We start from the raw sequence: 26,982 nt of genomic DNA on the forward strand, positions 1-26,982 counted from the left end.
CCAGCGTCATGAAATCGATAAAAAACAGTTGCCTGGCCGGATTGGCAACCTGAGGAGTAAGCACTAGAGTATGCGCGCGCAAAACGGGGCCCAGCCGTTCGCACATCGCTGTCGCGTTTATTACGAAGACACCGATGCCGGCGGCGTCGTCTACTACGTCAATTACCTGAAATTCATGGAACGGGCTCGAACCGAACGGTTACGGGAGCTGGGCTTTGCCCAATCCGCGATGGCCGACGACGAGAACCTGTTGTTCGTCGTGCATTCCAGTGAGGCACGTTACCACTCGCCCGCCCGGCTGGACGACGAACTGCTGATCAGCGCCGAAGTGATCGAATTGAACCGCGCCAGCCTGCGCTTTCAGCAATGTGTCAGGCGGGCTGTGGATAATGTACTGCTCTGCGAAGGGCGGTTTTTGGTGGCGTGTGTACGCGCCGACAGTTTCAAACCCCGGGCCATTCCCGAAACTCTGCGCGCGGCCTTTGCCGGTCAGAGCGGCGCGGGTACACATTCAGAGCAGGAGATACAGCGTGGAAGCTAACGTCGTCGACCATACCTCCATGTGGAGTTTGGTCAGCAATGCCAGCGTGGTGGTTCAGTTGGTGATGCTGATCCTGGTGGCCGCATCGGTCACATCGTGGATCATGATCTTTCAGCGCAGCGCGATGCTGCGTGCCGGGCGCCGCGCGCTGGACAGCTTCGAAGAGCGTTTCTGGTCGGGTATCGACCTGTCCAAGCTTTACCGTCAGGCCGGTAGCAACCCGGACCCGGATTCTGGCGTCGAGCAGATCTTCCGCGCCGGCTTCAAGGAATTTTCTCGTCTGCGCCAGCAACCGGGCGTTGATCCGGATGCGGTCATGGAAGGTGTGGCCCGTGCCATGCGCGTTGCCATTTCTCGCGAAGAAGAAAAGCTCGAGCAGAGTCTGCCGTTCCTCGCGACCGTCGGCTCCACCAGTCCCTATGTCGGTCTGTTCGGTACCGTCTGGGGGATCATGAACTCCTTCCGCGGCCTGGCAACGGCCCAGCAAGCCACGCTCGCCACTGTCGCTCCGGGTATTGCCGAAGCGCTGATCGCGACCGCCATCGGCCTGTTCGCTGCGATTCCGGCCGTAGTGGCCTACAACCGTTTCTCTGCCCGTGGCGAGATTCTGATTGGCCGCTACTACACCTTCGCCGACGAATTCCAGGCCATTCTGCACCGTAAAGTGCACACCAGCGAAGACTGAGCAGGTATTTCCCAATGGCTTTAATCGCTCGCGGCCGACGCAGCAAACGCAAGCCGGTCGCCGAAATGAACGTGGTGCCTTACATCGACGTGATGCTGGTGCTGCTGGTCATCTTTATGGTGACGGCGCCAATGATTAACCAGGGCGTGAAAGTCGACCTGCCCAAAGTCTCCAGTGAGGCGTTGCCGCAGGACAACAACAACCAGGTCCTGACCATTTCGATCAAGGCTGACAAGACCTATTACTGGAACCTTGGCAGCGAGGTCGATACCGACAAACAGATGGACAAGGCCATGACCTTGCCGCAACTGACCAGCGCCGTGACCAAGATTATCGCGGCGGGGCGTGACGCCGGCAAACAGACTCAGGTGTTCATTCGAGGCGACAAATCCGTGGACTACGGTGCCGTGATGGGCACGATGGGCGGGTTGCAGAAAGCCGGAGTCGGGAACGTTGGTCTGATTACCGAGGCGCCCTGATGCAGCCGATTCGAGAGCCGTCAGCCTCGGAAAGCTACTTCTGGCCCTCGGTCTGGGCTGTGGCATTGCACGTCCTGATTTTTGGTCTGCTGTTCGTCAGCTTCGCGATGACGCCGGAGCTGCCGGAAGCCAGGCCGATCGTTCAGGCCACGCTTTATCAGTTGAAGTCGAAAAGCCAGGCAACGACCCAGACCAACCAGAAGCTTGCCGGCGAGGCGAAAAAGTCCGCTGCACGACAGACAGAGGTCGAGCAGATGGAGCAAAAGAAAGTCGAGCAAGAGGCCATCAAGGCGGCGGAACAAAAGAAAGCCGATGCCGCTCAAAAGGCCGAAGAACAGAAGGCTGAGGAAGCAAAGAAAGCCGAGGAGGCCAAAAAGGCCGATGAGGCGAAAAAAGCTGAAGCCAAGAAAGTGGAAGATGCAAAAAAGGCCGCCGAAGAGAAGCAACTCGCGGACATAGCCAAGAAAAAAGCCGAAGACGACGCCAAGAAAAAGGCCGAGGAAGACGCCAAGCGTGCGGCTGCCGAAGAGGCCAAGAAGCAGGCCGCGGAGGATGCCAAGAAGCAGGCTGCGGAAGACGCGAAGAAAAAGGCCGCCGAAGACGCGAAAAAGAAAGCGGCTGAAGACGCCAAGAAAAAAGCGGCTGACGATGCGAAGAAGAAAGCCCAGGACGCAGCCCGTAAGTCAGCGGAAGAGAAGAAAGCCCAGGCGCTGGCCGATTTGCTCTCTGACAAGCCGGAACGCCAGCAGGCGCTGGCCGATGAGCGGGGTGACGAGACGGCGGGTAACTTCGACGACCTGATTCGCTCTCGCGCTGCGGAAGGCTGGGCTCGTCCACCTTCGGCACGCAAGGGTATGACGGTTGTGTTGCAGATCGCCATGTTGCCAGATGGCACCATCACTTCGGTGAGTGTGGCCAAATCCAGTGGGGACGGTCCGTTCGACAGCTCGGCTGTCGCGGCGGTCAAGAACATTGGTCGTTTGACAGAGATGCAGGGGCTGAAACCTTCGGATTTCGCACCTTACCGGTCATTCAAGATGACATTCACACCTGAGGATCTAGCCTTGTGATTAACCTTCTTCGAGGATTGCTTGTCGTTCTATGTTGTGCAGCGGGTTTCGCCGCTGCCGACGAAAAGAACATTCTGGTCACCAGTGGCAGCGACCGCGCCACGCCCATTGCTGTCGTGCCGTTCGGTTTGCAGGGCGGTAGCGTCTTGCCTGAGGACATGGCTCAGATCATCAGCAGCGACCTGCTGAATTCTGGGTACTACTCGCCGATTCCCAAGGAAAACATGATCAGCCAGCCGAGCCAGGCCAGCGAAGTCATTTTCCGTGACTGGAAGGCGCTGGGCGCCCAATACGTGATGGTCGGCAATATCGTGCCGTCAGGCGGACGTCTACAGGTTCAGTACGCGCTGTTCAACGTCGCGACCGAGCAGCAGGTGTTGACCGGAAACGTCTCGGGCACGACCGACCAGTTGCGTGACATGGCGCACTACATCTCTGACCAGTCATTCGAAAAGCTGACCGGTATCAAGGGGGCGTTCTCTACGCGCATGCTCTACGTCACCGCCGAACGCTTTGGCGGCAACAACACCCGCTATACCTTGCAACGTTCGGATTACGACGGTGCTCGTGCTGTCACGTTGTTGCAGTCCCGCGAGCCGATCCTGTCTCCGCGGTTTGCCCCGGACGGCAAACGTATCGCGTACGTATCGTTCGAGCAGAAGCGTCCGCGCATCTTCGTCCAGCACATCGACACAGGGCGTCGCGAGCAGATCACCAACTTCGAGGGCCTGAACGGCGCGCCTGCCTGGTCGCCCGACGGCAGCAAGCTGGCGATGGTTCTGTCCAAGGACGGCAACCCGGAAATCTACGTGATGAACCTGGCGTCCCGTCAGCTTTCGCGCGTGACCAATGATTCGTCTATCGATACCGAGCCATTCTTCGGTAAAGACGGTTCGACCATTTATTTCACTTCCGATCGTGGTGGCAAACCACAGATCTATAAAACCAGCGTTAATGGTGGCGGCGCCGAACGCGTGACTTTCATCGGCAACTACAACGCCAACCCGAAGTTGTCGGCTGATGAAAAGACATTGGTCATGATCCATCGCCAAGACGGTTTCACCAACTTCAAGGTGGCCGCTCAGGATTTGCAGCGCGGCAGCGTAAAAATCCTTACGGACAGCAACCTTGATGAGTCGCCTACTGTTGCGCCCAACGGCACCATGGTAATCTACGCCACCCGCCAGCAGGGCCGGGGAGTCTTGATGCTCGTGTCCATCAATGGACGCGTAAGGCTCCCGCTTCCTACCGCTCAAGGCGAAGTCAGAGAACCTTCCTGGTCCCCTTACCTGAACTGACGCGGCGCTTTACGTTTTACTTAACACACTGGGGTTCATTAGGAGTTTCACGATGGAAATGCTGAAGTTTGGTAAATTTGCTGCGCTGGCTCTGGCCATGGCTGTAGCTGTAGGTTGCTCCTCCAAAGGCGGCGACAATGCCGGTCAAGGCGCTGCTGTCGATCCAAACGCTGGTTACGGCGCAAACACCGGTGCCGTTGACGGCTCCCTGAGCGAAGAAGCCGCTCTGCGCGCTATCACCACTTTCTACTTCGAATACGACAGTTCTGACCTGAAGCCAGAAGCCATGCGCGCTCTGGACGTTCACGCCAAGGACCTGAAAGCTAACGGCGCTCGCGTTGTTCTGGAAGGTAACACCGACGAACGTGGTACCCGCGAGTACAACCTGGCTCTGGGCGAGCGTCGTGCGAAAGCCGTTCAGCGCTACCTGGTTCTGCAAGGCGTATCGCCAGCTCAGCTGGAAGTCGTTTCCTACGGTGAAGAGCGTCCAGTTGCTACCGGCAACGACGAGCAATCCTGGGCTCAAAACCGTCGCGTCGAACTGCGTAAGTAATTTGACATGCGAACGTGCCGCCGTGCTTTAACCGTTTTGGCTCTCACCCTTCCTTTCACTGCGATGGGTGCGGTTCCTGTGGTCGATGACAACTCTGGCTCCGCTGGCAGCAGTTATCCGCCATCGGGTTACGGTACGGCGGGCGCCTACGCCGGAGGCGGGGCTTCGGCCCAGCCTTCGGCGCAAGGTCAGCTGTTCATGCAGTTGCAGCAAATGCAGGATGAAATTTCGCGTCTGCGCGGAATTGTCGAAGTCCAGCAGAACGATATCCAGCAAATGAAACAAGAGGCGCTGGATCGTTACAAGGATCTCGACTCCCGTATCGGAGCGGGTGTCGCACCCAGCGCACCAACTGCCAATAATTCCTCTTCCGACGGCGCTGTGAATGCCGGCGGAACCCCCGCAGCCCCCGCGGGCGCACAAGCGCCTCAGGCTAGCAGCGAGCCGGGTGATCCGGCGAAGGAAAAGCTGTACTACGATGCAGCATTCGACCTGATCAAGGCCAAGGACTTCGACAAGGCGAGCCAGGCGTTTTCGGCCTTCCTGCGCAAGTATCCTAACAGTCAGTATGCGGGCAACGCGCAGTATTGGCTGGGTGAAGTGAACCTGGCCAAAGGTGATCTGCAGGGTGCTGGTCAGGCGTTTGCCAAAGTCAGCCAGCTTTATCCCAAGCACGCCAAAGTGCCTGACTCGCTATACAAGCTTGCAGATGTCGAACGTCGCCTCGGCCACACCGACAAGGTCAAGGGCATTCTGCAGCAGGTTGTGGCACAGTACCCCGGTACTTCGGCTGCCCAACTGGCCCAGCGGGACCTCCAGCGTCTCTGACTTTCGGGCAAGCTGAACTTCGGTTCAAGAAAGCCGCGCGTTGCGCGGCTTTTTTCGTTAGAATCTCGCACCCGAAATTCCGGTATTGATTACGCTTCCGTGGATTCTGCGAGCGCAGGGTGCACAGAAGTGCCTGACGGAGGCGGATGGCCTGTTTAGCCGTTACGCCCGTGGCCCTTATGCAAGACACATTACGCATCACCGAAGTTTTCTACTCTTTGCAGGGTGAAACGCGCACCGCAGGCTTGCCTACCGTTTTTGTGCGCCTCACTGGTTGCCCTCTGCGATGTGGTTACTGCGACAGCGAATACGCTTTCAGCGGTGGCACCCTTCAATCACTCGACTCGCTCATGCAGCAAGTGGCCAGTTATCGCCCTCGTTACGTCTGCGTCACCGGCGGGGAGCCGCTGGCTCAGCCGAATGCGATCAAACTGCTTGAGCGCCTGTGCGATGCCGGTTATGAAGTCTCTCTCGAGACCAGTGGCGCGCTGGATATTTCAAAGGTCGATTCGCGCGTCAGTCGTGTCGTCGACCTCAAGACCCCAGGGTCGAAAGAGGTGGCACGCAACCGCTACGAAAACATCGAGCTGTTGACGCCCAACGATCAGGTCAAGTTCGTGATCTGCTCGCGTGAGGATTACGACTGGGCGGTTTCCAAGCTGATTCAGTATGGCCTTGAGCGGCGTGCCGGTGAGGTGCTCTTTTCACCCGTAGCGCATGACCTGCCGGCCAGAGATCTGGCGGACTGGATCGTGGCCGATAACCTGCCTGTCCGGATGCAGCTCCAGTTGCACAAGATTCTCTGGGACGACGAGCCGGGGCGCTGACATGAGTGGACAAACGATGACTGAGAAAAAAGCGGTAATTTTGCTGTCTGGCGGTCTGGATTCAGCAACGGTTGTGGCCATGGCCAAGGCTGATGGTTTTGCCTGCTACACCATGAGCTTCGATTACGGCCAGCGTCACCGCGCCGAGCTTCAGGCGGCAGAGCGTGTGGCCAGGGATCTGGGCGTGGTCGAGCATAAAGTGATCGGCTTGAATTTGAACGGCATCGGCGGTTCGGCGTTGACTGACAGCTCCATCGATGTGCCCGAAGCCCCGAGCGAAGGCATTCCCGTGACCTACGTGCCTGCCCGTAACACCGTGTTTCTCTCGCTGGCGTTGGGCTGGGCCGAGGTGCTGGGTGCCCGTGACATCTTCATCGGCGTCAACGCCGTCGATTATTCCGGTTACCCCGACTGCCGCCCTGAGTTCGTCGAGTCGTTCGAGCGGATGGCCAATCTCGCGACGAAGGCAGGCGTAGAAGGGCAGGGGTTCACCATTCAGGCGCCGCTGCAGATGCTCAGCAAAGCCGACATCGTCAAGGCTGGTACGCGTCTCGGCGTTGATTACGGCCTGACCGTTTCCTGCTATCAGGCGGACGATCAGGGCCGGGCATGCGGCAAATGTGATAGCTGCCGCCTGCGCGCCGAAGGCTTCGCAACCGCGGGCATTCCCGACCCAACTCATTATTTTTGATTTTTTTTCGATGGGGTGTTGAATTACTGAGAAAAATCAGTAATATACGCGCCACCACGAAGCGGGTCGTTAGCTCAGTTGGTAGAGCAGTTGGCTTTTAACCAATTGGTCGTAGGTTCGAATCCTACACGACCCACCATCTTCAAAACCCGAGAGGTCCACGCAAGTGTGAATTCTCGGGTTTTTTTTCGCCTGCGATAAAGCAGCGTCTCCTTCGGCATCAAAGTCCATCCGCTAAGCGAGCCACGTCCATCGACACTGAACCGGCGCGGAAAAATAACGCTGAATGTGAAAAATTTGTCGAAACAAATTAGTGTTATGAGTTAGATTCGCATTTACATTTTGAATCACTCTTGCTTGATTTGGATCCCCCGCCTTGAAACGTTATTTCTCGTTTGGCTGTTTTCTGGTTGGTGCATGCAGCGCCATGTCCACTGTCCACGCTGATGACCTGACCCTCCCGGCCACTGAAATTCAGAGCAAGGCACAAGACGTGGACGGTGTTAGTGTTGGGTATGAAGGGAAGGCCTCTTCCACCACGACCAAGCTGGGGCTCACCGATAGGCAGACGCCCCAGGGGGTTACCACGATCACGCGTCAAGCGTTGGACGATTTCAAAATCAACGGCATCAAGGACGCCCTTCGTTCCGCGCCTTCGGTGACGGTCGAGCAGAGCGAGACCGATCGGACCGAGTTCACCTCGCGTGGATTTGATATCAACACGTTCGAATATGACGGCATGGGTATGCCCTTCGTGGGCACGGTGCTGGTGGGCGACCAGGATCTGGCCGAATACGAGCAGGTCGATGTGCTGCACGGCGCCAACGGTTTGATGAGTGGCGCGGGCAACCCTTCCGCGACGGTCAATTTCGTGCGCAAGCGCCCGACCGAAACGTTTCAGGCGCAGATCGATACCAGCGTCGGTTCTTGGGACAGCCGCCGCGTCGATGTCGATGTGGCTGGCCCGCTGACCGACACGGGTAACGTGCGAGGCCGCTTCATCTATTCCCATGACAAAGGCAATTCGTGGATGGACCGCTACAGCCATGAGCGAAATGTCGTGGCGGGATTGCTGGCGTTCGACATAACGGACGCTGATACGGTGACTGTGGGCGTCTCCCAGCACAACAGCGACTCCAACGGCAGCTCGTGGGGCAACTTGCCGCTGGTGGACAGTAATGGAGACCCCATCCATTACAGTGGTCGCAGCAACAGCATCGGCCAGCCCTGGACCTACTGGAACTTGCACACACAGCGCACGTTCGTCGAGCTCAAGCACGACTTCGGTAATAACTGGAATGCCACTCTGACCGCGACCGGCGTGCAAGAGAAGCAGAACACCAACATGCTGTATGTAGGGTCTGTCACGGGCGACGATGCACTGGCCTACGCCAACCACACCCGCAGCGAGGCGCATCAGTTACTGGGCGAGGCGAAAGTGCAGGGCCCCTTCACCTTGTTCGGTCGTGAACATCAACTGACCTTTGGCGCCGCCTATGGGCGGACGCACCAGAAAGGTCATGAGTACGATGAGGATCTCGAGCACTTCAGCGCTTTCGATACCTCGTTTTCGGGCATTCTGGCGGGCGTTACCCCTATGCCTTCCTTTGTGGCCACCAGCGATGGCCTTTCGCAAAACTTCCAGGACACCCAGAAAAGCGTTTTCGCCGGCTCCCGCTTCAGCCTGACCGACGACCTTCACTGGATCGCCGGTGCCCGGATGCTCAGCGCCGACAGCAGAGGCGAAAACTATGGGTCTGAGCGTTACACGCGGGCCCACGGCAAAGTCGCGCCCTATACCGGTCTGGTCTACGACCTCAGCAAGGCGTGGAGCGTGTATGGCAGTTGGACCAAGATTTACAACCCGCAGTACAACGTCGGCGTAGACGGCGGGTTACTCGCGCCGCTGGAAGGCAAGAGCATGGAGGTCGGCCTCAAAGGCAGCGTCATGGACGAACGCCTGCACCTGACGGCCGCGGTGTTCAAGACCGAGCAACGCAATGTGGCGGTGTATGCGGGGTACAACGGCGTTCAGAACGTCTACACGCCTAACGATTTCAAGAGCCATGGCGTAGAGCTCCAAGCCTCAGGCGAGGTGGTCGATGGCCTGGACCTGCTCGCTGGCTACACCTATGTGCGTATCGACAATGACGATGGCGAACGCGCTCGTAAATACGTACCGACCCACAGTTTCCGCGGTATGGCCACCTATCGCCTGCCCAGTGTGCCCCAGATGAAGCTCGGTGCCCGCGTCAGTTGGCAGAGCGCTGAAGAAAATGACAACACCAGCGCGATCCGGCAGAACGCTTATGGGCTCGTCGACCTCATGACCAGCTACGACATCGACAGCAATTGGAGCACGGCGCTCAACCTGAACAATGTCACCGATCGTAAATACGTGCTGTCGCTGTACGACAACGTGACGACCGGCAGTTATGGCGCGCCGCGAAATCTCACCGCCTCGGTGACCTGGAAATACTGATTCTGATCGGCGCCCAAGGGGGCAACGGAAACCCCCCGCCCGCTAAGGGCTGCTCTGACGCCTATCTTGAGCCAGCCGCTCCAGATAGGCACAGAACATGTCCGCCATGGCATCCGAATACGCCTCGACCTCGGTGGGAGTGCGGGGCGTCTGGGAAAACGCTTTGCCGACGGTGGTGAACGTACCGGTCAGCAGATCCGCTGCTCTAATTCGCACGGCGTCGTCCGTATCGGGCAGCGTTTCTCGGATAAATGAGCGGATCGCCGCTTCTCCCTGTTCTTTGATCGCCCGCGCTTCCGGCGCATGGCGATACAGGGGCGCCGCGTCGTCAAGGGCGGTGCGCATGTCGGCTTCCTCGCATTCCGAGCGGATAAACGCGTGCACGAATTGACGCAAGCGTTGGAGGGGAGGCACCGATGTGTCGCCGAGCAAGCTGTTGAGCATGTCGAACGTCTGTTGCCATTCGTCGCTCTGCAAGCGGAAGAGGATCGCGGCCTTGTTCGGGAAGTACTGGTAAAGCGATCCGATGCTGACGCCGGCCTTTTCTGCCACGCGCGCTGTCGTAAAACGGCGGGCGCCTTCTTTGGCCAAAACCTGAGTAGCCGCTTCGAGAATCACCCCGATCGACGCTTCGGAGCGTGCCTGTTTGGGTCTTTTTCGCAGGGAAATCGCGGGGTTGCGGGCGTCGTTCATAGCGGCTGCGGAATGCGATTATTAAATGTGAGGGATTCGTCGCATTCTAATCCGGCGTTGCGAATTGCGCACCGTTCAAACTCGGAGCCCTTTATGAATACCCTGACATCTACCCCGGTTGCTTCGCTCCTTGAGCGTCTATTCCAAGACGCGGCTGAACAGTCGCCGATGACCAGTCCTCAGCTGTCCGATTTCACCCAGGAGGATTTGGGGCGCCTCATGCGCAGCAAGACGGATTATCGGGACTTCTACGGTCGCCTGAAGGACTTTCCACTGGCCGTGTCCCGCGAAACGGGGGCGTTGTTGTACATGTTGGCGCGCAGTTGCAAAGCGCGCACCGTAGTTGAATTCGGCACCTCGTTCGGCATCTCGACCTTGCACTTGGCCGCTGCGCTGCGGGACAACGGCGGGGGTGTTCTGATTACCAGTGAGTTCGAGTCGTCGAAGGTTGCGCAGGCGAGGGACAACCTGCTTGCCGGTGGCTTGCTTGATCTTGTGGAGATTCGCGAGGGGGATGCGCTCAAGACGTTGGGCCAGGACCTGCCAGCGTCCATCGACCTTGTTCTGCTTGATGGCGCCAAGGCGCTGTATCCGGAAATTCTCGCTCTTGTAGAGAGTCGCCTGCGGCCGGGCGCCTTGATTGTCGCCGACAATGCCGATTACGCGCCCGATTACCTGGCACGTGTTCGCTCCGTCGAGCACGGGTATCTATCGATTCCTTTCGGGGAGGAGGTCGAACTGTCGATGCGCCTGGGCTGAGGCGCTCAGGCCGTTAAGTGAACGCTCAACGGGTAACGTGATACATTCGCCGCCGCTTCGCGCTGCAGGCTGTTTCAGCGGGCAAGCGCGGCGAGATCGTATCGATGCATGCACAACGATGCGTGCACCCGGCGGGAAACTTCATGACCGTGAGGGTTTCCCGCTCACTCGTTGCCTGTTGTACAGGTGTAAACTCGACGCTCGCGCTCACGCGCATTCAGGTCCTGCGAACATGACACAGATTTCCGAACGCCTATTGGTACAGGCGCACCTCGACGCCAAGCAGCCCAAGGCGCTGACACCGGGAGAAGAAGCCGAGTACCGTCGCTTGATCGCTGCGGAGCTCAAGGCTCAGGACGCCGTGTTGGTTGCACACTATTATTGCGATCCAGTCATTCAGGCCCTGGCCGAAGAGACCGGCGGTTGTGTGTCCGATTCGCTGGAAATGGCCCGTTTCGGCAAGAACCATCCTGCCAGCACGGTTCTGGTGGCCGGCGTTCGTTTCATGGGCGAAACGGCAAAGATCCTGACCCCCGAAAAGCGCGTTCTCATGCCGACCCTCGAAGCGACCTGTTCGTTGGATCTAGGCTGCGGTGTCGACGAGTTTTCTGCCTTCTGTGACAAGCATCCCGAGCGGACCGTGGTCGTCTACGCCAACACCTCCGCGGCCGTCAAAGCCCGCGCCGACTGGGTGGTCACCTCAAGCTGCGCGCTGGAAATCGTCGAGAGCCTGATGGACAACGGCGAGAAAATCATTTGGGCGCCGGACAGGCATCTGGGCCGCTACATTCAACGTGAAACAGGTGCCGACATGCTGTTGTGGGATGGCGCGTGCATCGTTCACGAGGAGTTCAAATCCCGGCAACTGGAGGACATGAAGGCGCTGTACCCGGACGCTGCGATTCTGGTCCACCCTGAATCGCCGGAATCGGTGATTGATTTGGCCGATGCAGTGGGCTCCACCAGTCAGTTGATCAAAGCGGCGCAGACACTGCCGAATTCAACCTTCATCGTGGCGACCGACCGCGGCATTTTCTACAAGATGCAGCAATTGTGTCCGGACAAGGTCTTCATCGAGGCCCCAACCGCCGGTAACGGCGCGGCATGCCGCAGTTGCGCGCATTGTCCGTGGATGGCGATGAACACGTTGGCCCGTACACTGCAATGCCTGCGGGAAGGGACCAATGAAATCTTCGTCGACCCGGCGATCATTCCCCACGCGGTGCGGCCGTTGCAGCGGATGCTGGATTTCACTCAGGCGGCGCGGTTGAAGCTTTCCGGCAACGCCTGAGAGCCACCTCAGGCATTTGACGACTCGCTGCGAGAGGACGCCGCATCAAGACGCCTCTCGTCCAGCCTGCGGCTCGAGGACGCGTAGGCCTGAGCTAGTTCATCATGTCTTTGACTGCCCGTTCCTGGGCAATGATTTCCTGCTGTCGCGCATCGATCCGGGACGCCAGCTGGAAGTTGTTGTTCGCACGCCGCTTGGCGAATTCCAATTGCTGGATTGCCTGCTTGAAATCCCCCATCAGTGCAAAGTACTCGGCGCGAGCCTGATGTGAACCAATGGTGTTGCCGGAAAGGCCGCGGGCATCGGCGACCTGATTCCAGACGTCCGGATCGTCGGAGCGGCTCTTGAGCAGGGTTTCCAATGCCTTGAGCGCTTCTGGCGCCTTGGACTGTTTGAGCAGGACATCGACCTTCGCCTGGTTGAGCGGGTAATTGTCCGGGTACAGATCCAGCATGCGGTCGACCCGCTGTTGCGCATCGGGAAAGCGGTTGTTGGTGATGTCCAGATTGATCATCGCCAGGTTGTACGTGATGTTGTCGGGCGCCTTGTCCAGCAGCGGTTTGAGCGAATCCCGTGCCTCGTTCAATTGCCCCGCTTTGGTCTGGGCCAATGCCAGGCCGTAGCGAGCGGCATCGTTTTTCGGGTTCTCGGCCAATTGAGCGCGGAACCGTTTGGCCGCAACGCCTGGGGTTTCTTCATAAATCAGGATCACCCGTGAGCGCATCAGTTGATAAGCCAGGCTGTCTTCCTTGCCCCCCGGTTTGGCCTGTTCGGCACGGTTACGGGTATCGGCGATACGCGACTCGGTGACCGGGTGACTCATCAGGAATTCCGGCGGCTTGGCGTCGTAACGGTACTGACGGGCCAGGCGTTCGAACATGGTAGGCATGTTGCGCGGGTCGTAACCGGCTTTTTCCAGGTTGAGAATGCCGATGCGGTCGGCTTCCGCTTCGTTTTGCCGCGAGAAACGCGCCTGTTCCTGAATGGCCGCCGCCTGTGTTCCGGCGATGGCGGCAATCCCGGCGTCGCCAGCGCCGGCCGCTGCCATCACGATACCGGCCAGCATCGCTGCCATCACCGGCACCTGCATCCGTTGCTGGGCCTGGACCCCGCGGGCAAAGTGGCGCTGCGACAAGTGGGCCAGTTCGTGAGCCAGTACCGCAGCGTATTCACCTTCGGTTTCCGCGTGCAGGAACAAGCCGCCGTTGACCCCGATAATTCCGCCGGGGGCTGCGAAGGCGTTGATTTCGGGCGTATTGATCAGAATGAATTCAAGACGGCGATCCTGGACCTGGCTGGTCTCCGCCAGGCGGTACACCGAGGTTTCGACAAAATCCTTGAGTTGCGGATCGGACAACTGCGCCACTTGCGATCGCAGCAGACCCAGCCACGCGCGGCCCAGGTCGTGCTCCTGTTGCGGCGAAACGATGGAGGAACTGGCGTCGCCCAGGGACGGCAGGTCATCTGCGAAGGTCGGCGTGGCCATCAGGCAGGCGAGCGTCAGCAGTGTGGGGCGCAAAAAATCCATGCACGAAACTCTAGGACAGAAAGTCCTTACTGTAGCCGCCTCAATGGCTTGCTGACCAGAGTGGGGTATTCTTGCTGGCGTATGAGCCTGTTTTTCATCATCGTATTTGCAGATTCTCTGCAGATGGATGTGTCTGCCCGGAGAGAAATGATGTCTGACGCTGTACAGTTGCCCGCCGTTTGCGATGCCGAAGTGGATGCCACGGGCTTGAACTGCCCGTTGCCCCTACTCAAGGCGAAGATGGAACTCAATCGCCTGGCCAGTGGCGGGGTCCTCAAAGTGACGGCGACCGATGCCGGTTCCCAGCGGGACTTTCGCACTTTCGCCAAACTGTCCGGCCACGCGCTGTTGCACGAAGAAGTGGACAATGGCATTTACCGCTACTGGTTACGCAAAGCGTGACGGTGCTGATTCCTTAGCTTTTTATTTCCTCGCTCCAAGGACCCCTGATGTTCAAAGTGCTTCGCAACTGGATGCAGCGCTATTTCTCGGATGAAGAAGCGGTGGTGCTGGCGGTATTGTTGGTGCTGGCGTTCACGATCGTCCTGACATTGGGCGGCATGCTGGCGCCGGTGTTGGCAGGTTTGGTACTGGCTTTTCTGATGCAGGGGATGGTCGCGCAACTGGAACGCTTTCGTGTCCCCGAAGGGGCCGCGGTCGGGATAGTGTTTGCGCTGTTCGTGGGGGCGCTGGCGTTATTTCTCCTGGTCCTGGTGCCTTTGCTCTGGCATCAGATGATCACGCTGTTCAATGAGCTTCCCGGGATGTTGGCCAAGTGGCAGTCATTGCTGTTGCTGCTGCCGGAGCGCTACCCGCATCTGGTGTCCGATGAGCAAGTGCTGCAGGCGATCGAAGCAGCACGGGGCGAAATCGGAAAGTTCGGCCAATGGGCGCTGACCTTTTCCCTATCCAGCCTTCCGCTGCTGGTCAACATGATGATCTATCTGGTGCTGGTGCCCATCCTCGTGTTCTTTTTCCTCAAGGATCGTCGGATGATTGGCCGTTGGGTGCGAGGCTACCTGCCGCGAGAGCGTACGCTGATCACCCGTGTGGCCGAGGAAATGAACCGGCAGATCGCCAATTATATTCGTGGAAAGGTCATCGAAATCTTCATTTGCGGCGCGGTCACCTACGTCGCGTTCGTGTTGATGGGGCTCAACTATTCGGCATTGTTGGCCATGTTGGTGGGGGTTTCCGTTGTGGTGCCTTATGTCGGCGCGGTCGTGGTCACGGTGCCTGTGGCTTTTATCGCACTCTTCCAATGGGGCTGGAGCGACCAGTTCATCTACCTGATGGCGGTCTATGGAATCATTCAGACGCTGGACGGCAATGTGTTGGTGCCACTGCTTTTTTCGCAGACGGTGAGCCTGCACCCTGTCGCAATCATCTGCGCGGTGCTGTTGTTCGGCGGGTTGTGGGGGTTCTGGGGGATCTTTTTCGCCATTCCACTGGCAACGCTCTGCAAGGCCGTGTTGGACGCCTGGCCGCGAAACGAACCGACCGTGGCGCCGTTGTTGTAAGCAGATGCCTCGTTCTGCTTTTGTAGGAGCTTGCTCGCCCGCGATTGCGGTGTGTCGGTGACCTCCAAGGTATCTGACACAATGTGGTCGCAGGCAAGCGCGCTGCTACAGGTCGTATCGCATCAGGCCTTATTGAGTGCCTGAGCCGCTGCCAGCACCGCGTCCACATGACCCGGCACCTTCACCCCACGCCACGCTTGACGCAGCACACCGTTACTGTCGATCAGGAAGGTGCTGCGATCGACGCCCAAGTATTCTTTCCCGTAGAGCTTCTTGAGCTTGATCACATCGAACAGCTGGCACAGGGATTCGTCTTTGTCCGAGATCAGCTCGAACGGAAAGGCCTGTTTGGCCTTGAAGTTCTCGTGAGACTTCATGCCATCGCGAGACACGCCGAACACAACGGTGTTGGCGGCTTTGAAGTCATCGTAGTGATCGCGAAAACCCTGGCCCTCGGTGGTGCACCCGGGAGTGCTGTCCTTGGGGTAGAAATAAATGACCACTTGCTGGCCCTTCAACGCGGACAGGCTGACGGCCTGATCGCTGGTGGCCTGCACCTGAAAATCGGGAACGGGTGTATCCAGTTCGACTGCCATAGGTGGCTTCCTTACATAGGGGCTTGCGGGCGCCAGGGTTCGATCAGCGCATCGAGATTGAGCGCGTCGGCGAAGTCCAGGAACTGGTCACGCAGCCAACTGATCTGAGTCCCGGCGGGAAGCGTGACGGTAAAGGTGGCGTTGAGCATCGTGCCGCCGGTCTGTGGCGCCTGATAGGTATCGCAGATCAGGTTTTCCAGTTCGACGTGATGATCGATGAAGAACTGGCACAGCTCGTTGATGATGTCCGGGCGGTAGGCCGAGCTGACATAGGCAACGTAAGGCAATGCTTCAGGGCGATTTTCCAGCGACGAGCTACGCACCACGTTGACGGTGAAGGCGTGCTTCTTCGACAGATTCGGCAGGCTGGTTTCCAGGCGCGCCAGCGCGTCCCAACTGCCGGACACCTGAAGCACCAAGGCACTGCATTCGCCGTGACGCGTCAGGCGCGAGCTGACGACCGAGCAACGGGATTCATGGCTGGCGCGGCACAGGACGTTGGTCAGCTCCATCGGGTTGGCGCCAAGGGCACTGATGACGAGGAATTGTTCGCGAACGGTGGGGATGGACGACATGCAGCTTTCCTAAACGATGAGCGGTCGATACGTTTCAGGGCGCAGCGCCGGGTTCTGTGAGCGCAGGTGTCGGGTGCCGCCCCGGGTTCGTCGTCGTTCGCCGCCTGGGCAGATCATTCACCTCAGGCGAAAACGGGGCTGGAACGGGGTTTGTGGCGACGGAAGCGATCAGTCGAACGAGCAGCGCAGATGAGCAGTACCGATCAAAGACCGAAGGGTAGCGAAAACCGTCGCTCAGGGGAATGCTCGCCTTGTGCAAGGACCATGGCGCCAGTACCATTACCGCTCTCTTTTTGCGGCAGGAGCGGTTTGCATGATTGCGGGCAGTATGGTGGCACTGGTCACACCGATGGATGCACAGGGGCGTCTTGACTGGGACAGCCTGAGCAAACTGGTGGACTTTCACCTGAAAGAGGGCACCAACGCCATTGTCGCCGTCGGCACGACCGGCGAGTCCGCCACCCTCGATGTCAATGAGCACATCGAAGTGATCCGTCGCGTGGTCCAGCAGGTCGCTGGCCGTATCCCGGTGATCGCCGGCACGGGCGCCAACTCCACCCGCGAAGCCGTGGAATTGACCACCAACGCCAAGAACGCCGGTGCCGATGCCTGCCTGCTGGTCACCCCGTATTACAACAAGCCGACCCAGGAAGGCTTGTACCAGCATTTCAAGCACATCGCCGAAGCCGTCGATATCCCGCAGATCCTTTACAACGTGCCAGGCCGCACCTCCTGCGACATGAAGGCCGACACCGTGATCCGTCTGTCGAAGATCAAGAACATCATCGCCATCAAGGAAGCCACCGGCGACCTGCAACGCGCCCAGGACATCCTGGCTGGCGTCGACAGCGACTTCCTGGTGTATTCCGGTGACGACGCGACGGCGGTCGAGCTGATGCTGCTTGGCGGCAAGGGCAACATTTCCGTGACCGCCAACGTCGCCCCGCGCGACATGGCCGAACTGTGCAAGGCCGCCATCGCTGGCGACGCGCAGACCGCCCGTGCCCTGCATGAAAAACTGATGCCGCTGAACAAGAACCTGTTCATCGAATCGAACCCAATCCCCGTGAAATGGGCCCTGCATGAAATGGGTTTGATGCCGGACGGTATCCGTCTGCCGCTCACCTGGCTCAGCGAGTCCTGCCACGAGCCGGTACGTCAGGCCCTGCGCCAGTCCGGCGTACTGGTTTAATGAGGAAGCACTACGCAATGAAGCGACTGGCCGGACTTTCCGCACTAGCCCTGATCATCTCCAGCACCAGCGGTTGCAGCTGGTTGTTTGGGCAAGACGGTTACTTCCGTGATCGCAGCAGCGATTACCTGGAAGCGACCCAGAAACCCCCGATGCAATTGCCTGAAGGCCTTCAGGAAACCAAGCGTCTGGATCCGCTGCTGCCTATCCCGCGCAACGTGGCGGATGACACCCAGAAAGGTGAATTCACCGTTCCGCGTCCGCAGCCACTGTCCACCGTTCAGGATTCCGGCGACTACACCCTGCAGAAAAGCGGCGACAACCGCTGGATTCTGGCTCAGCGCGCGCCGGCCGAAGTCTGGCCAGTGGCTCACCAGTATTTCGAAGACAACGGTTTCCGCATCGCCGAAGACCGTCCGCAGACTGGTGAATTCAGCACGACGTGGCAACGCGTGGATGAGCTGTCCGCCTCGGTTGCCAAGCGCATGAATGGCGCGGGCGACAGCGCCGCTACCGAGACTCGGGTGCGGGTCCGTATCGAGCCAGGCGTGCAGCGCAACACCAGCGAAATCTATATCGTCAGCGCCCAGCGTCCGGCTGGCAGCAGCGACGAGCCGGCCTTTTCGCCGCGCAGCGTCAACGTTGGCCTGGACTCGGTCCTCACCGACGACATGCTGGCCAGCCTGACCCGTACCGCCGAGAAGGGTGGTTCCGTGTCGTTGCTCGCTGCCCGTGACTACGACACCCCGAGCCGGGTATCCCTGAGCGAGGATGGCAGCGGCAACCCGGTGCTGAACCTGGGGGCGGACCTCGACCGCGCCTGGTCCAGCGTGGGCCGCGCGTTGAACCAGGGCGACTGGCGTGTTGAAGACATCAACCGCAGCCTGGGTCTGTACTACATCAACCTGGCAGAAAAAGCCGACCGGCCAGAGAACAAGCCTGGCTTCTTCGCCCGGATGTTTGGCAGCGAAGAGACCAAGGAGCAGAAGGAAGCTCGCGCCGAGCGGTATCAGGTACGCCTGAGCAAGGTGGGTGACAACGTCCAAGTGACCGTCGAGAAGAACATCAACACCGTAGCGCCGACCGACGTCGCCCGCCGCGTGTTGAGCGTCATTCAAGACAACCTCGGCTAAGTGCGTTTCGCGGTTCTGGGCAGCGGCAGCCGGGGCAACGGCACGCTGATCGCGAGCAACGACACGTACGTGCTGGTCGACTGCGGTTTCTCCCTGCGGGAAACCGAGCGTCGGCTGGACCGGCTGGGCGTCAGCGGTCGTCAACTGAGCGCCATCCTGGTAACCCACGAACATGCAGACCACGTGCATGGCGTGGGTTTGCTGTCTCGGCGATACGATGTTCCTGTATACCTCAGCGACGGCACGTTGCGTGGCATGCGCAAGCCGATTGAGGCGGGTGTCAGGCTGCAAGGCGGGCAGGGCGTGCAGATTGGCGGGCTGAACATCGACGTGGTGACCGTGGCTCATGATGCGCTGGAGCCGACGCAGTTCGTCTTCAATGACGGTCGCCGTCGCTTCGGGCTGCTGACCGACCTGGGCTCGTACTGCCCGGCGGTGCTCGATCGTTACCGTGGGCTGGACGCGTTGATGGTCGAGTCCAACCATTGCCGGGATCTGCTTGCGCGAGGCGCCTACCCGTATTTCCTGAAGCAACGGGTCGGTGGCGAGTTCGGGCATTTGAACAATCACCAGGCCGCCAGCCTGGTGAATGAGCTGGGATGGCAGGGCTTGCAGCATCTGGTGCTGGCCCACCTGAGCAGCAAGAACAACCTGCCGCATCTGGCCCGGCAATGTTTCGTCGACACCCTCGGGTGTGACCCGGACTGGCTACAATTGGCCGACCAGGATTCGGGGCTCGATTGGCGCGAAATCGCCTAGCGGCCCAACTGTTTACAGGGCGTCAGTCTCGCCCAGGCTATTTTTACCGGGCATCTGGCCCGACCATTTTTGCAAGCGGAGCCCATCATGGAAAAACGTGAAGAACTCTACCGCGGCAAAGCCAAGTCGGTTTACAAGACCGACGACGCTGACCGCTTGATCCTGCTGTTTCGCAACGACACCTCGGCGTTCGACGGCAAGCGCATCGAACAGCTCGATCGCAAAGGCATGGTGAACAACAAGTTCAACGCCTTCATCATGCAAAAGCTGGAAGCTGCGGGCATTCCCACTCAGTTCGACAAGCTGCTGGCCGACAACGAAGTGCTGGTCAAGAAGCTCGACATGATCCCGGTCGAGTGCGTCGTGCGCAACTACGCTGCTGGCAGCCTCGTCAAGCGCCTGGGCGTGGAAGAGGGTATGAAGCTCAACCCTTACACCTTCGAACTGTTCCTGAAGGACGACGCCAAAGGCGATCCGTTCATCAACGAATCCCACGTCGTTGCCTTCGGCTGGGGCACCGCCGAACAACTGGCGCGCATGAAAGAACTGTCGCTCAAGGTCAATGATGTGCTGACCAAGCTGTTCGACGACGCAGGCCTGCTGCTGGTCGATTTCAAACTGGAATTCGGCGTGTTCAGCGACGGCTCCATCGTCCTGGGCGACGAATTCAGCCCTGACGGCTGCCGCCTGTGGGACAAGGACACCAAGAAGAAAATGGACAAGGATCGCTTCCGTCAAGGCCTGGGTGATGTCATCGAAGCCTATGAAGAAGTCGCCCATCGCCTGGGCGTTCCGCTCTAACGCGCGAGCGCTGCAAGCATCTGAAAAAACGCGAGAAATTTGAAAAAAGGGTTCGCGTTTTTTTAACAAGCTGTTATGATGCGCGCCGTTGGAGAGATGCCGGAGTGGCCGAACGGGACGGATTCGAAATCCGTTGTACCTTCGCGGGTACCTAGGGTTCAAATCCCTATCTCTCCGCCATATATAAGGCCCCGAGCGTTTGTAGCGCTCGGGGCCTTTTTCATTTGGGGGGATTTTGCGGTAAAAGTGCCACCCTCAACCAACGCTTATGATTGCCCCATGGCCTGCCGCGAGAAGCGCGGCAGCACCTGGCGTGCCCAGATCCGTCGCAAAGAATATCCGACCCTTTCAGCCACCTTCGAGACCACGGCGGAAGCCCAGCGCCGGGCTGCCGAGATCGAGGGTGATATGTCGCGCGCGCGATTCGTCGATATGCATGCACCAGAAAGCACCACGCTTGCTGAGGCCCTGGGCCGTTATCTTTTGAGGTGACATCCACGAAGAAGGGCGCCAAATATGAAGAGGTCAGGTTCAAGAGGTGGAAGGAACATCGGATCGCCTCCAAGGCCGTACCTGCGGCGGTGGGCGCTGCGCCGATGCGGAGTTTCTTGGCGCCGCGTAGACCTACCGTTTAAATCTCGATAACGTAAGGTGTTGTAGACCTGAATACCTTGACCAATAAGAGGGATAAAAGACCATGGAAGTGCGTTGCACCTCAATCGATGAAGTTCGTAGAAATATAGATCGCATTGACCACGACGTGGTGGCGCTACTTGCCAAGCGCGCTGATTTCGTTACTCAGGCGGCTGCATTCAAAAAAAATTCCGATGATGTACGAGCTCCAGCGCGGGTGGAGCAGGTGATCAGCAAAGTGCGCTCGATTGCAGAGGATTGCGGCGCATCACCCGATATCGTAGAGAAGGTATATCGGACCATGATTGCGGCATTTATCGAAGAAGAACTAAAGACTCATTCAGACTTGAAAAACAAGCGTTGAGCTCGTCTTTTTAATCAACTTTGGCTCAGCAAGGCGGATAGATCAGCCTTGCTGAGCCGACCTAGCCTACTTTTGGCTAAGCGCCGCTATTGAGACTCCAGAAGCGACAAATGTAAGTCCGGCCCCGACATTCAGACCATTCACGACGCGGGGGCTTTTGCGTAGCACGCGGGACAGTGCAGTGGCAAACACGCCCATCAATGCGAACCCAACTGCCGTAAGTGCGGCGAACCATAGGCCATACACCAGCATTTGAACAGTCACCGAGCCGCGTTGTGGATCGACGAATTGCGGGATGAATGCCAGTACGAACAGTCCAGGTTTTGGGTTGAGTGCAGCCGAAAGCAATCCCGTTAGAAAAATGCTCGGCAATGTCTGCCGAGTTGCCGGTTGAAAGCTGATCAGGCTCCGAGACCGTAGAACCTTTATGCCAAGCCAAAGCAGATAACCGGCGCCTATGATTTTGACAATCCAGAACGCGACCGCAGACGTCTGCATGAGCAATGTCAAGCCAAGCGAAGCAGTCGTGACATGAAACAGAATACCTGCTCCAGACGCCATGCCAGATACGATGGCGGCAATCTTGCCCTGACTCATTCCTCGAGCTACAGCCAAGAGATTGTCTGGCCCTGGCGAAAGTACCAAGAGCAAGCAGGCTGCGGTATATGCAAGCCATATATCGATCGGAAACACTTTAATCTCCTTATGTCTCGACGAAGCATTTATTCACGCGTAGCGGGGGACTGTGCCTGTGCTCAGTTGCAAAGTCAAAGCTGCTGCACCTCTCTTTTAAGCGATTTGCTCACAGTTGCTGGCCCAGCGTTTGACAGCCGATCGACGCAATTTTTGCACGCTGATCGCGATCGCCGCCGGGATCATCGGACACGAAAACGGCGGAGTACTTCACGCGGCTTTGGTGATTGCTGAGGGCGTGCAGCGGGCCTTGGGGTGAAGTGTCCCCGAGCTTTTCCTGTGGACTTTGCGCCTGCGGTTCACCGCTTCGCGCCTCGACGGCTCATGCCAGATGACGTGCTCATCATCTCGGCGATTGCGTGAGTTTCAGCTCGTTCGTATTGAAGCGGGATGCGGGGCATTCGCGCCCCTCATCACAATGAGGTGCGCCCGGGCGGACGCACCTCGTCTTCAAGGCTCAGGCGTCCCAGGGGCGGTCGCCGTTCTCGTCCTTGATGCGGGTCGGCAGACCCATCACGTCCAACGCCTTGAGGAAGGCCTGCGCAGGCAGCTCCTCGACGTTGACCATGCGGTTCACGTCCCACTCGCCGCGGGCCACCAGCAATGCCGCAGCGACAGGCGGTACGCCGGCGGTGTAGGAGATGCCTTGACTGTCAGTTTCGGCAAAGGCTTCTTCGTGGTCGGCGACGTTGTAGATGAATACTTCGCGCGCCTTGCCATCCTTGGTGCCTTTGACCAGGTCGCCAATGCAGGTTTTTCCGGTGTAACCCGGTGCCAGTGAGGCCGGATCGGGCAGGACGGCCTTGACCACTTTCAGCGGAACGATTTCGACGCCTTCAGCGGTCTTGACGGGCTGCTCCGAAAGCAGGCCGAGGTTTTTCAGCACAGTGAACACATTGATGTAGTGCGCACCGAAACTCATCCAGAATCGCACGTTGGGCACGTCGAGGTTTTTCGACAGCGAGTGCACTTCATCGTGGCCGGTGAGATAAAGGTCTTGCGCGCCTACGACGGGCAGGTCGTCAGTGCGCTTGACTTCGAACATGGTGTTGCTGGTCCACTGGCTGTTCTGCCAGCTCCACACCTGTCCGGTAAATTCGCGGAAGTTGATTTCCGGGTCGAAATTGGTCGCAAAGTACTTACCGTGCGAACCGGCATTGACGTCGAGGATGTCGATCGAATCGATGCGGTCGAAATATTCTTGCTGCGCCAGGGCTGCGTAGGCGTTGACCACACCCGGGTCGAAGCCGATGCCGAGGATCGCCGTGATGCCCTTCTGTTGGCATTCTTCGAGGTGCTTCCACTCGTAGTTGCCATACCAAGGCGGCGTTTCGCAGACCTTGCCGGGTTCTTCGTGGATCGCCGTGTCCAGGTAAGCGACGCCGGTGTCGATGCAGGCACGCAGGACCGACATGTTGAGGAATGCAGAACCCACATTGATGACGATCTGCGATTCGGTTTCCAGAATGAGCGACTTGGTCGCTTCGATATCCAGCGCGTTCAAGGCGTAGGCCTTGATCTGTGCAGGCTGCTTCAGGCTGCCTTTGGCGTTCACGCTGTCGATGATGGCCTGGCACTTGGAGATGTTACGCGACGCGATGGCAATACGACCGAGCTCGTCGTTATGCTGCGCGCACTTGTGGGCCACCACCTTGGCGACACCTCCCGCACCAATGATAAGAACGTTCTTCTTCAATTTATTTCTCTCTCCTTTCTGCCAGCTTACGAAAGGCTGGACAGGTAATCGTCGAAACCAAACTCACGAACCACCTCGACTGTACCGTCGAGTTGTTTCACCGCGATGGACGGCATTTTCAGGCCGTTGAACCAGTTTTTCTTGACCATGGTGTAGCCCGCTGCGTCCACGAACGACAGACGATCGCCGATGGCCAGCGGACGATCAAATGAGTACTCACCGAAAATGTCCCCGGCCAAGCAGGATTTGCCACATACCATGTAGGTGTGTTCGCCTTCGCTCGGGGCCAGCTTCGCGTTCAGGCGATAGATCAGCAGGTCCAGCATATGGGCCTCGATCGAACTGTCGACCACGGCCAGGTGCTTGCCGTTGTACAGTGTGTCGAGGACGGTCACTTCCAGTGAGGCGCTCTGGGTAATTGCCGCTTCGCCTGGCTCGAGGTACACCTGCACGCCGTATTTCTGCGAAAAAGCCTTCAGGCGCGCGCAGAACGCATCGAGCGGATAGCCTTCACCCGTGAAATGGATGCCGCCTCCGAGGCTGACCCACTCGACCTTGTGCAGCAGTTGGCCGAAGCGTTCCTCGATGGTCGACAACATCTGATCGAACAGAGTGAAGTCGCCGTTCTCACAATTGTTGTGGAACATGAAACCGCTGACTTGATCGATGACCTTCTCGATCTTTTCCGGATCCCACTCGCCCAGGCGGCTGAAAGGGCGCGCCGGATCGGCCAGCAGGTAATCGGAGCTGCTCACCTGGGGGTTCACGCGCAAGCCGCGAACCTTGTCGGCGCAGGCCGGGGCATGGCGTTCGAGCTGGCTGATGGAGTTGAAGATGATCTTGTCGCAGTTGGCGAGCATCTCTTCGATCTCGTCATCCGCCCATGCGACGCTGTAGGCGTGGGTTTCACCCGCGAACTTCTGACGGCCCAGCTTCAGCTCATAGAGAGAGGAAGAGGTGGTACCGTCCATGTATTGCTGCATCAGGTCGAACACCGACCAGGTCGCGAAACATTTCAGCGCCAGCAGGGCTTTTGCGCCGGAGTGTTCGCGCAGATAAGCGATCTTCTCCATGTTGCGCAGCAGCTTCTGTTTATCGATGAGGTAGTACGGCGTGTTGATCATTTCGTGGCCTCCACCAATGCCTGCCGAAAAAGGACGGGGATTGTGCCTTCACTCGAAGTGGATCGAAAGGGTGAAGCACACTTTTTGCCGCGAATTGCGACGGTCGTGACTCATTTCTGCCTGTATCGAAACATTTTGTGTTCAGTCGCCGGGCAGTTGGTGTGGGCTTCCTGACGCCCGCGCCGCTGCTTCCCTCCGTGTTCAGCCGTCATTCAGCAATCAGGACGGTGACAAAATGTCGCAATCGCTTCGAGGCGAGTAAGATAGGCGCCCTGATTTCATCCCCTCATCGTTGTACTGCGCCAGCGTCGAGTGTCGTATTGATCGATCTCCGAGGCGCCGTAGCAAGCCCGCATTGACAGAGCAAATAGAAAGAAGGCGATTACTGATGACCAAGACTTCGCGACCTTTATACATTTCCTACGCAGGCCCCTCATTGCTGGAGATGCCGCTGCTCAACAAAGGCAGCGCCTTCACGCCACAGGAGCGTGTGGATTTCAACCTGATCGGGCTGCTGCCGCAAAACGTAGAAACCATCGAAGAGCAAGTAACCCGCGTCTACAGCCAGTACCGACAGTGCGCAAGTGACCTGGACAAGCACATCTACCTGCGCTCGATCCAGGACAACAACGAAACATTGTTCTTCCGCCTGCTCGACTCTCATTTGGAAGAGATGCTGCCCATTATCTACACCCCGACCGTGGGCCAGGCGTGCCAGGAGTTTTCGAAGATCTACCGCACCCACCGCGGCTTGTTCGTGTCCTACCCGGACCGTGATCGCATCGACGACATCCTGCGCAGCGCCACCAAGGACCGCATCAAGATCATCGTCGTGACCGACAGTGAGCGCATCCTCGGGCTGGGCGACCAAGGTATTGGCGGCATGGGCATTCCGATCGGCAAGCTGTCGTTGTACACCGCGTGTGGCGGGATAAGCCCGGCTTACACCTTGCCGATTGTGCTGGATGTCGGCACCAACAATCAGGAATTGCTGGACGACCCGATGTACATGGGCTGGCGCCACAAACGCATCACCGGCAAAGAGTACGAAGATTTCGTCGCGCTGTTCATCGAAGCCGTGCAGCGCCGCTGGCCGGACGTGCTCCTGCAGTTCGAAGACTTCGCCCAGACCAACGCCATGCCGTTGCTGGAGAAATACCGCGATGAGCTGTGCTGCTTCAACGACGACATTCAGGGCACCGCGTCGGTGGCGGTGGGAACGTTGCTGGCTGCCTGCAAGGCGAAGAATGAATCGCTGAGTCAGCAGCGCGTGGTCTTCCTGGGTGCCGGCTCGGCCGGTTGCGGGATCGCCGAACACATCATTGCCGCGATGGTCATCGAAGGCTTGAGCGAAACCGAAGCGCGCAAGCGGGTGATGATGGTCGACCGGTTCGGCTTGCTGACCGACAGCATGGACAACCTGCTGGACTTCCAGAAAAACCTGGCGCAAAAAGCTGCCGATGTCGCGGGCTGGTCGAGTGCCGACGGTTACCCGGAGCTGCTGGACGTGGTCAGGAACGGCCAACCGACGGTGTTGATCGGCGTGTCCGGCCAGCGTGGCCTGTTCACCGAGCAGATCATCCGCGAAATGCACAAGCACTGTGCCAAGCCGCTGGTCATGCCGCTGTCCAACCCGACCTCCAAAGTCGAGGTGACGCCGCAGGAAGTGCTGACCTGGACCAACGGCGATGCGCTGGTGGCGACCGGCAGCCCATTCGCACCGGTCACGGTCGGCGACCGCACGTTCCACATCGCGCAGTGCAACAACTCCTACATTTTCCCGGGCATCGGCTTGGGCGTGATCGCGGCGAAAGCCACGCGCATCACCGACAAAATGCTAATGGCTGCTTCCAATGCGTTGGCCGAGTGCTCGCCGATGGTGACGGGCAAAGGCGATGCCGTGCTGCCGCCGCTCAAGGAAATCCAGGCGGTGAGCAAGAAAATTGCCTTGGCCGTTGCCAAGCAGGCCCAGGCTGAAAATGTTGCGCTGGACACCTCCGACGAGATGCTGGTCGAGGCCATCGAGCGCAACTTCTGGATGCCGAACTACCGCAGCTATCGTCGAAGCGCAGTGTAACGAGCTCCCGCGAGCGGGCGTTTCAATCCGGCGGGCGCCCACTTGCTGACGGGGGAGTGACACCCTCGCTTGCGCCCGTCAGCGAGCGCCTACA

Annotated in this window: 28 protein-coding genes and 2 tRNA genes; 23 read left to right on the forward strand and 7 right to left on the reverse strand. The window is 58.7% G+C overall.

The features are described 5' to 3' along the window. Nucleotides 1–70: 70 nt before the first annotated feature. The 11 genes from ybgC (at nucleotide 71) to N5D61_RS14855 (ending at nucleotide 9,454) form a co-directional block, all read left to right on the forward strand. Entirely contained in the window at nucleotides 71–541 is a 471-nt protein-coding gene (ybgC, locus tag N5D61_RS14805) for a tol-pal system-associated acyl-CoA thioesterase (protein WP_108235680.1), read from the forward strand. After that, a complete protein-coding gene (tolQ, locus tag N5D61_RS14810; protein ID WP_108235679.1) occupies nucleotides 531–1,226 on the forward strand; it encodes a protein TolQ in 696 nt (231 codons plus the stop codon). Before ybgC ends, tolQ begins: the two co-directional genes overlap by 11 nt. A 23-nt stretch (nucleotides 1,227–1,249) precedes the next feature. Next, nucleotides 1,250–1,705, forward strand: a complete 456-nt coding sequence (gene tolR / locus N5D61_RS14815) for a protein TolR (protein ID WP_177410983.1) — start codon at nucleotides 1,250–1,252, stop codon at nucleotides 1,703–1,705. After that, complete coding sequence (gene tolA, locus N5D61_RS14820) at nucleotides 1,705–2,775, forward strand: cell envelope integrity protein TolA (protein ID WP_279893362.1); 1,071 nt, start codon at nucleotides 1,705–1,707, stop codon at nucleotides 2,773–2,775. Before tolR ends, tolA begins: the two co-directional genes overlap by 1 nt. Next, nucleotides 2,772–4,073: a Tol-Pal system beta propeller repeat protein TolB gene (gene tolB / locus N5D61_RS14825; RefSeq protein ID WP_279893363.1), complete on the forward strand. Its 1,302-nt coding sequence runs from the start codon at nucleotides 2,772–2,774 to the stop codon at nucleotides 4,071–4,073. Before tolA ends, tolB begins: the two co-directional genes overlap by 4 nt. Before the next feature lie 52 nt (nucleotides 4,074–4,125). Further along, a complete protein-coding gene (gene pal / locus N5D61_RS14830) occupies nucleotides 4,126–4,626 on the forward strand; it encodes a peptidoglycan-associated lipoprotein Pal (protein ID WP_108235675.1) in 501 nt (166 codons plus the stop codon). A 6-nt stretch (nucleotides 4,627–4,632) separates the two neighbouring features. After that, the gene (gene ybgF, locus N5D61_RS14835; protein ID WP_108235674.1) at nucleotides 4,633–5,454 is read left to right on the forward strand and encodes a tol-pal system protein YbgF; all 822 of its coding nucleotides are present in this window, start codon (nucleotides 4,633–4,635) and stop codon (nucleotides 5,452–5,454) included. 179 nt (nucleotides 5,455–5,633) lie between these two features. Further along, nucleotides 5,634–6,281: a 7-carboxy-7-deazaguanine synthase QueE gene (gene queE, locus N5D61_RS14840; protein WP_279893364.1), complete on the forward strand. Its 648-nt coding sequence runs from the start codon at nucleotides 5,634–5,636 to the stop codon at nucleotides 6,279–6,281. A 16-nt stretch (nucleotides 6,282–6,297) separates the two neighbouring features. Continuing rightward, the gene (gene queC / locus N5D61_RS14845; RefSeq protein ID WP_177410977.1) at nucleotides 6,298–6,972 is read left to right on the forward strand and encodes a 7-cyano-7-deazaguanine synthase QueC; all 675 of its coding nucleotides are present in this window, start codon (nucleotides 6,298–6,300) and stop codon (nucleotides 6,970–6,972) included. A gap of 63 nt (nucleotides 6,973–7,035) precedes the next feature. Continuing rightward, nucleotides 7,036–7,111: transfer RNA gene (locus N5D61_RS14850), tRNA-Lys, on the forward strand. A 288-nt stretch (nucleotides 7,112–7,399) separates the two neighbouring features. Beyond that, entirely contained in the window at nucleotides 7,400–9,454 is a 2,055-nt protein-coding gene (locus N5D61_RS14855; protein ID WP_279893365.1) for a TonB-dependent siderophore receptor, read from the forward strand. A 42-nt stretch (nucleotides 9,455–9,496) separates the two neighbouring features. On the opposite strand, the gene N5D61_RS14860 is transcribed toward N5D61_RS14855, so the two are convergent. Beyond that, nucleotides 9,497–10,147, reverse strand: coding sequence for a TetR family transcriptional regulator (locus tag N5D61_RS14860; protein WP_108235669.1), 651 nt, complete (start codon nucleotides 10,145–10,147; stop codon nucleotides 9,497–9,499). 93 nt (nucleotides 10,148–10,240) lie between these two features. On the opposite strand from N5D61_RS14860, the gene N5D61_RS14865 reads away from it, so the two are divergent. Together N5D61_RS14865 and nadA are read left to right on the forward strand one after the other, a co-directional pair. Next, complete coding sequence (locus N5D61_RS14865; protein ID WP_108235668.1) at nucleotides 10,241–10,906, forward strand: class I SAM-dependent methyltransferase; 666 nt, start codon at nucleotides 10,241–10,243, stop codon at nucleotides 10,904–10,906. A gap of 232 nt (nucleotides 10,907–11,138) precedes the next feature. Continuing rightward, entirely contained in the window at nucleotides 11,139–12,197 is a 1,059-nt protein-coding gene (gene nadA / locus N5D61_RS14870; protein ID WP_108235667.1) for a quinolinate synthase NadA, read from the forward strand. A gap of 94 nt (nucleotides 12,198–12,291) precedes the next feature. Here the strand turns inward: nadA and N5D61_RS14875 are convergent, their stop codons facing one another. Then, nucleotides 12,292–13,725 carry a M48 family metalloprotease gene (locus N5D61_RS14875; RefSeq protein ID WP_108235666.1) on the reverse strand — a complete coding sequence of 478 codons (1,434 nt, stop codon included), beginning with the start codon at nucleotides 13,723–13,725 and terminating at the stop codon, nucleotides 12,292–12,294. Between the two features lie 150 nt (nucleotides 13,726–13,875). On the opposite strand from N5D61_RS14875, the gene N5D61_RS14880 reads away from it, so the two are divergent. Further along, on the forward strand, nucleotides 13,876–14,127 hold the full coding sequence (locus tag N5D61_RS14880) for a sulfurtransferase TusA family protein (protein WP_108236029.1): 252 nt from the start codon (nucleotides 13,876–13,878) through the stop codon (nucleotides 14,125–14,127). Between the two features lie 47 nt (nucleotides 14,128–14,174). Continuing rightward, entirely contained in the window at nucleotides 14,175–15,245 is a 1,071-nt protein-coding gene (locus N5D61_RS14885) for an AI-2E family transporter (RefSeq protein ID WP_279893366.1), read from the forward strand. A 122-nt stretch (nucleotides 15,246–15,367) separates the two neighbouring features. On the opposite strand, the gene N5D61_RS14890 is transcribed toward N5D61_RS14885, so the two are convergent. Next, nucleotides 15,368–15,841, reverse strand: coding sequence for a peroxiredoxin (locus N5D61_RS14890; protein WP_279893367.1), 474 nt, complete (start codon nucleotides 15,839–15,841; stop codon nucleotides 15,368–15,370). 11 nt (nucleotides 15,842–15,852) lie between these two features. Then, nucleotides 15,853–16,416 carry a glycine cleavage system protein R gene (locus N5D61_RS14895; RefSeq protein WP_108235663.1) on the reverse strand — a complete coding sequence of 188 codons (564 nt, stop codon included), beginning with the start codon at nucleotides 16,414–16,416 and terminating at the stop codon, nucleotides 15,853–15,855. 313 nt (nucleotides 16,417–16,729) lie between these two features. On the opposite strand from N5D61_RS14895, the gene dapA reads away from it, so the two are divergent. The 7 genes from dapA (at nucleotide 16,730) to N5D61_RS14930 (ending at nucleotide 21,298) form a co-directional block, all read left to right on the forward strand. After that, nucleotides 16,730–17,608, forward strand: coding sequence for a 4-hydroxy-tetrahydrodipicolinate synthase (gene dapA / locus N5D61_RS14900; protein ID WP_279893368.1), 879 nt, complete (start codon nucleotides 16,730–16,732; stop codon nucleotides 17,606–17,608). A 17-nt stretch (nucleotides 17,609–17,625) separates the two neighbouring features. Then, complete coding sequence (gene bamC, locus N5D61_RS14905) at nucleotides 17,626–18,741, forward strand: outer membrane protein assembly factor BamC (RefSeq protein WP_108235661.1); 1,116 nt, start codon at nucleotides 17,626–17,628, stop codon at nucleotides 18,739–18,741. Beyond that, nucleotides 18,742–19,500: an MBL fold metallo-hydrolase gene (locus tag N5D61_RS14910; protein ID WP_279893369.1), complete on the forward strand. Its 759-nt coding sequence runs from the start codon at nucleotides 18,742–18,744 to the stop codon at nucleotides 19,498–19,500. It abuts the gene before it with no gap. A gap of 87 nt (nucleotides 19,501–19,587) precedes the next feature. Then, nucleotides 19,588–20,301 carry a phosphoribosylaminoimidazolesuccinocarboxamide synthase gene (purC, locus tag N5D61_RS14915; protein ID WP_062382684.1) on the forward strand — a complete coding sequence of 238 codons (714 nt, stop codon included), beginning with the start codon at nucleotides 19,588–19,590 and terminating at the stop codon, nucleotides 20,299–20,301. 90 nt (nucleotides 20,302–20,391) lie between these two features. Continuing rightward, nucleotides 20,392–20,481 (forward strand) — tRNA-Ser (locus tag N5D61_RS14920). A gap of 99 nt (nucleotides 20,482–20,580) precedes the next feature. Then, a complete protein-coding gene (locus tag N5D61_RS14925) occupies nucleotides 20,581–20,793 on the forward strand; it encodes a hypothetical protein (RefSeq protein ID WP_177410976.1) in 213 nt (70 codons plus the stop codon). 205 nt (nucleotides 20,794–20,998) lie between these two features. Then, nucleotides 20,999–21,298, forward strand: a complete 300-nt coding sequence (locus tag N5D61_RS14930; protein ID WP_108235659.1) for a chorismate mutase — start codon at nucleotides 20,999–21,001, stop codon at nucleotides 21,296–21,298. A gap of 66 nt (nucleotides 21,299–21,364) precedes the next feature. Here the strand turns inward: N5D61_RS14930 and N5D61_RS14935 are convergent, their stop codons facing one another. From N5D61_RS14935 to N5D61_RS14945, 3 genes are all read right to left on the reverse strand, one after another. After that, nucleotides 21,365–21,991 carry a LysE family translocator gene (locus N5D61_RS14935; protein WP_108235658.1) on the reverse strand — a complete coding sequence of 209 codons (627 nt, stop codon included), beginning with the start codon at nucleotides 21,989–21,991 and terminating at the stop codon, nucleotides 21,365–21,367. 457 nt (nucleotides 21,992–22,448) lie between these two features. After that, a complete protein-coding gene (locus N5D61_RS14940) occupies nucleotides 22,449–23,687 on the reverse strand; it encodes a saccharopine dehydrogenase family protein (RefSeq protein WP_108235657.1) in 1,239 nt (412 codons plus the stop codon). Nucleotides 23,688–23,713: 26 nt separating this feature from the next. After that, nucleotides 23,714–24,811 carry a carboxynorspermidine decarboxylase gene (locus N5D61_RS14945; RefSeq protein WP_108235656.1) on the reverse strand — a complete coding sequence of 366 codons (1,098 nt, stop codon included), beginning with the start codon at nucleotides 24,809–24,811 and terminating at the stop codon, nucleotides 23,714–23,716. A 388-nt stretch (nucleotides 24,812–25,199) separates the two neighbouring features. Between N5D61_RS14945 and N5D61_RS14950 the strand changes: the two genes are divergently transcribed. Continuing rightward, the gene (locus N5D61_RS14950) at nucleotides 25,200–26,888 is read left to right on the forward strand and encodes an NAD-dependent malic enzyme (RefSeq protein ID WP_279893370.1); all 1,689 of its coding nucleotides are present in this window, start codon (nucleotides 25,200–25,202) and stop codon (nucleotides 26,886–26,888) included. Nucleotides 26,889–26,982 lie beyond the last annotated feature (94 nt).

It is taken from the genome of Pseudomonas sp. GD03842 (assembly GCF_029841165.1).
In the GTDB taxonomy this organism is placed as follows: Bacteria; Pseudomonadota; Gammaproteobacteria; order Pseudomonadales; family Pseudomonadaceae; genus Aquipseudomonas.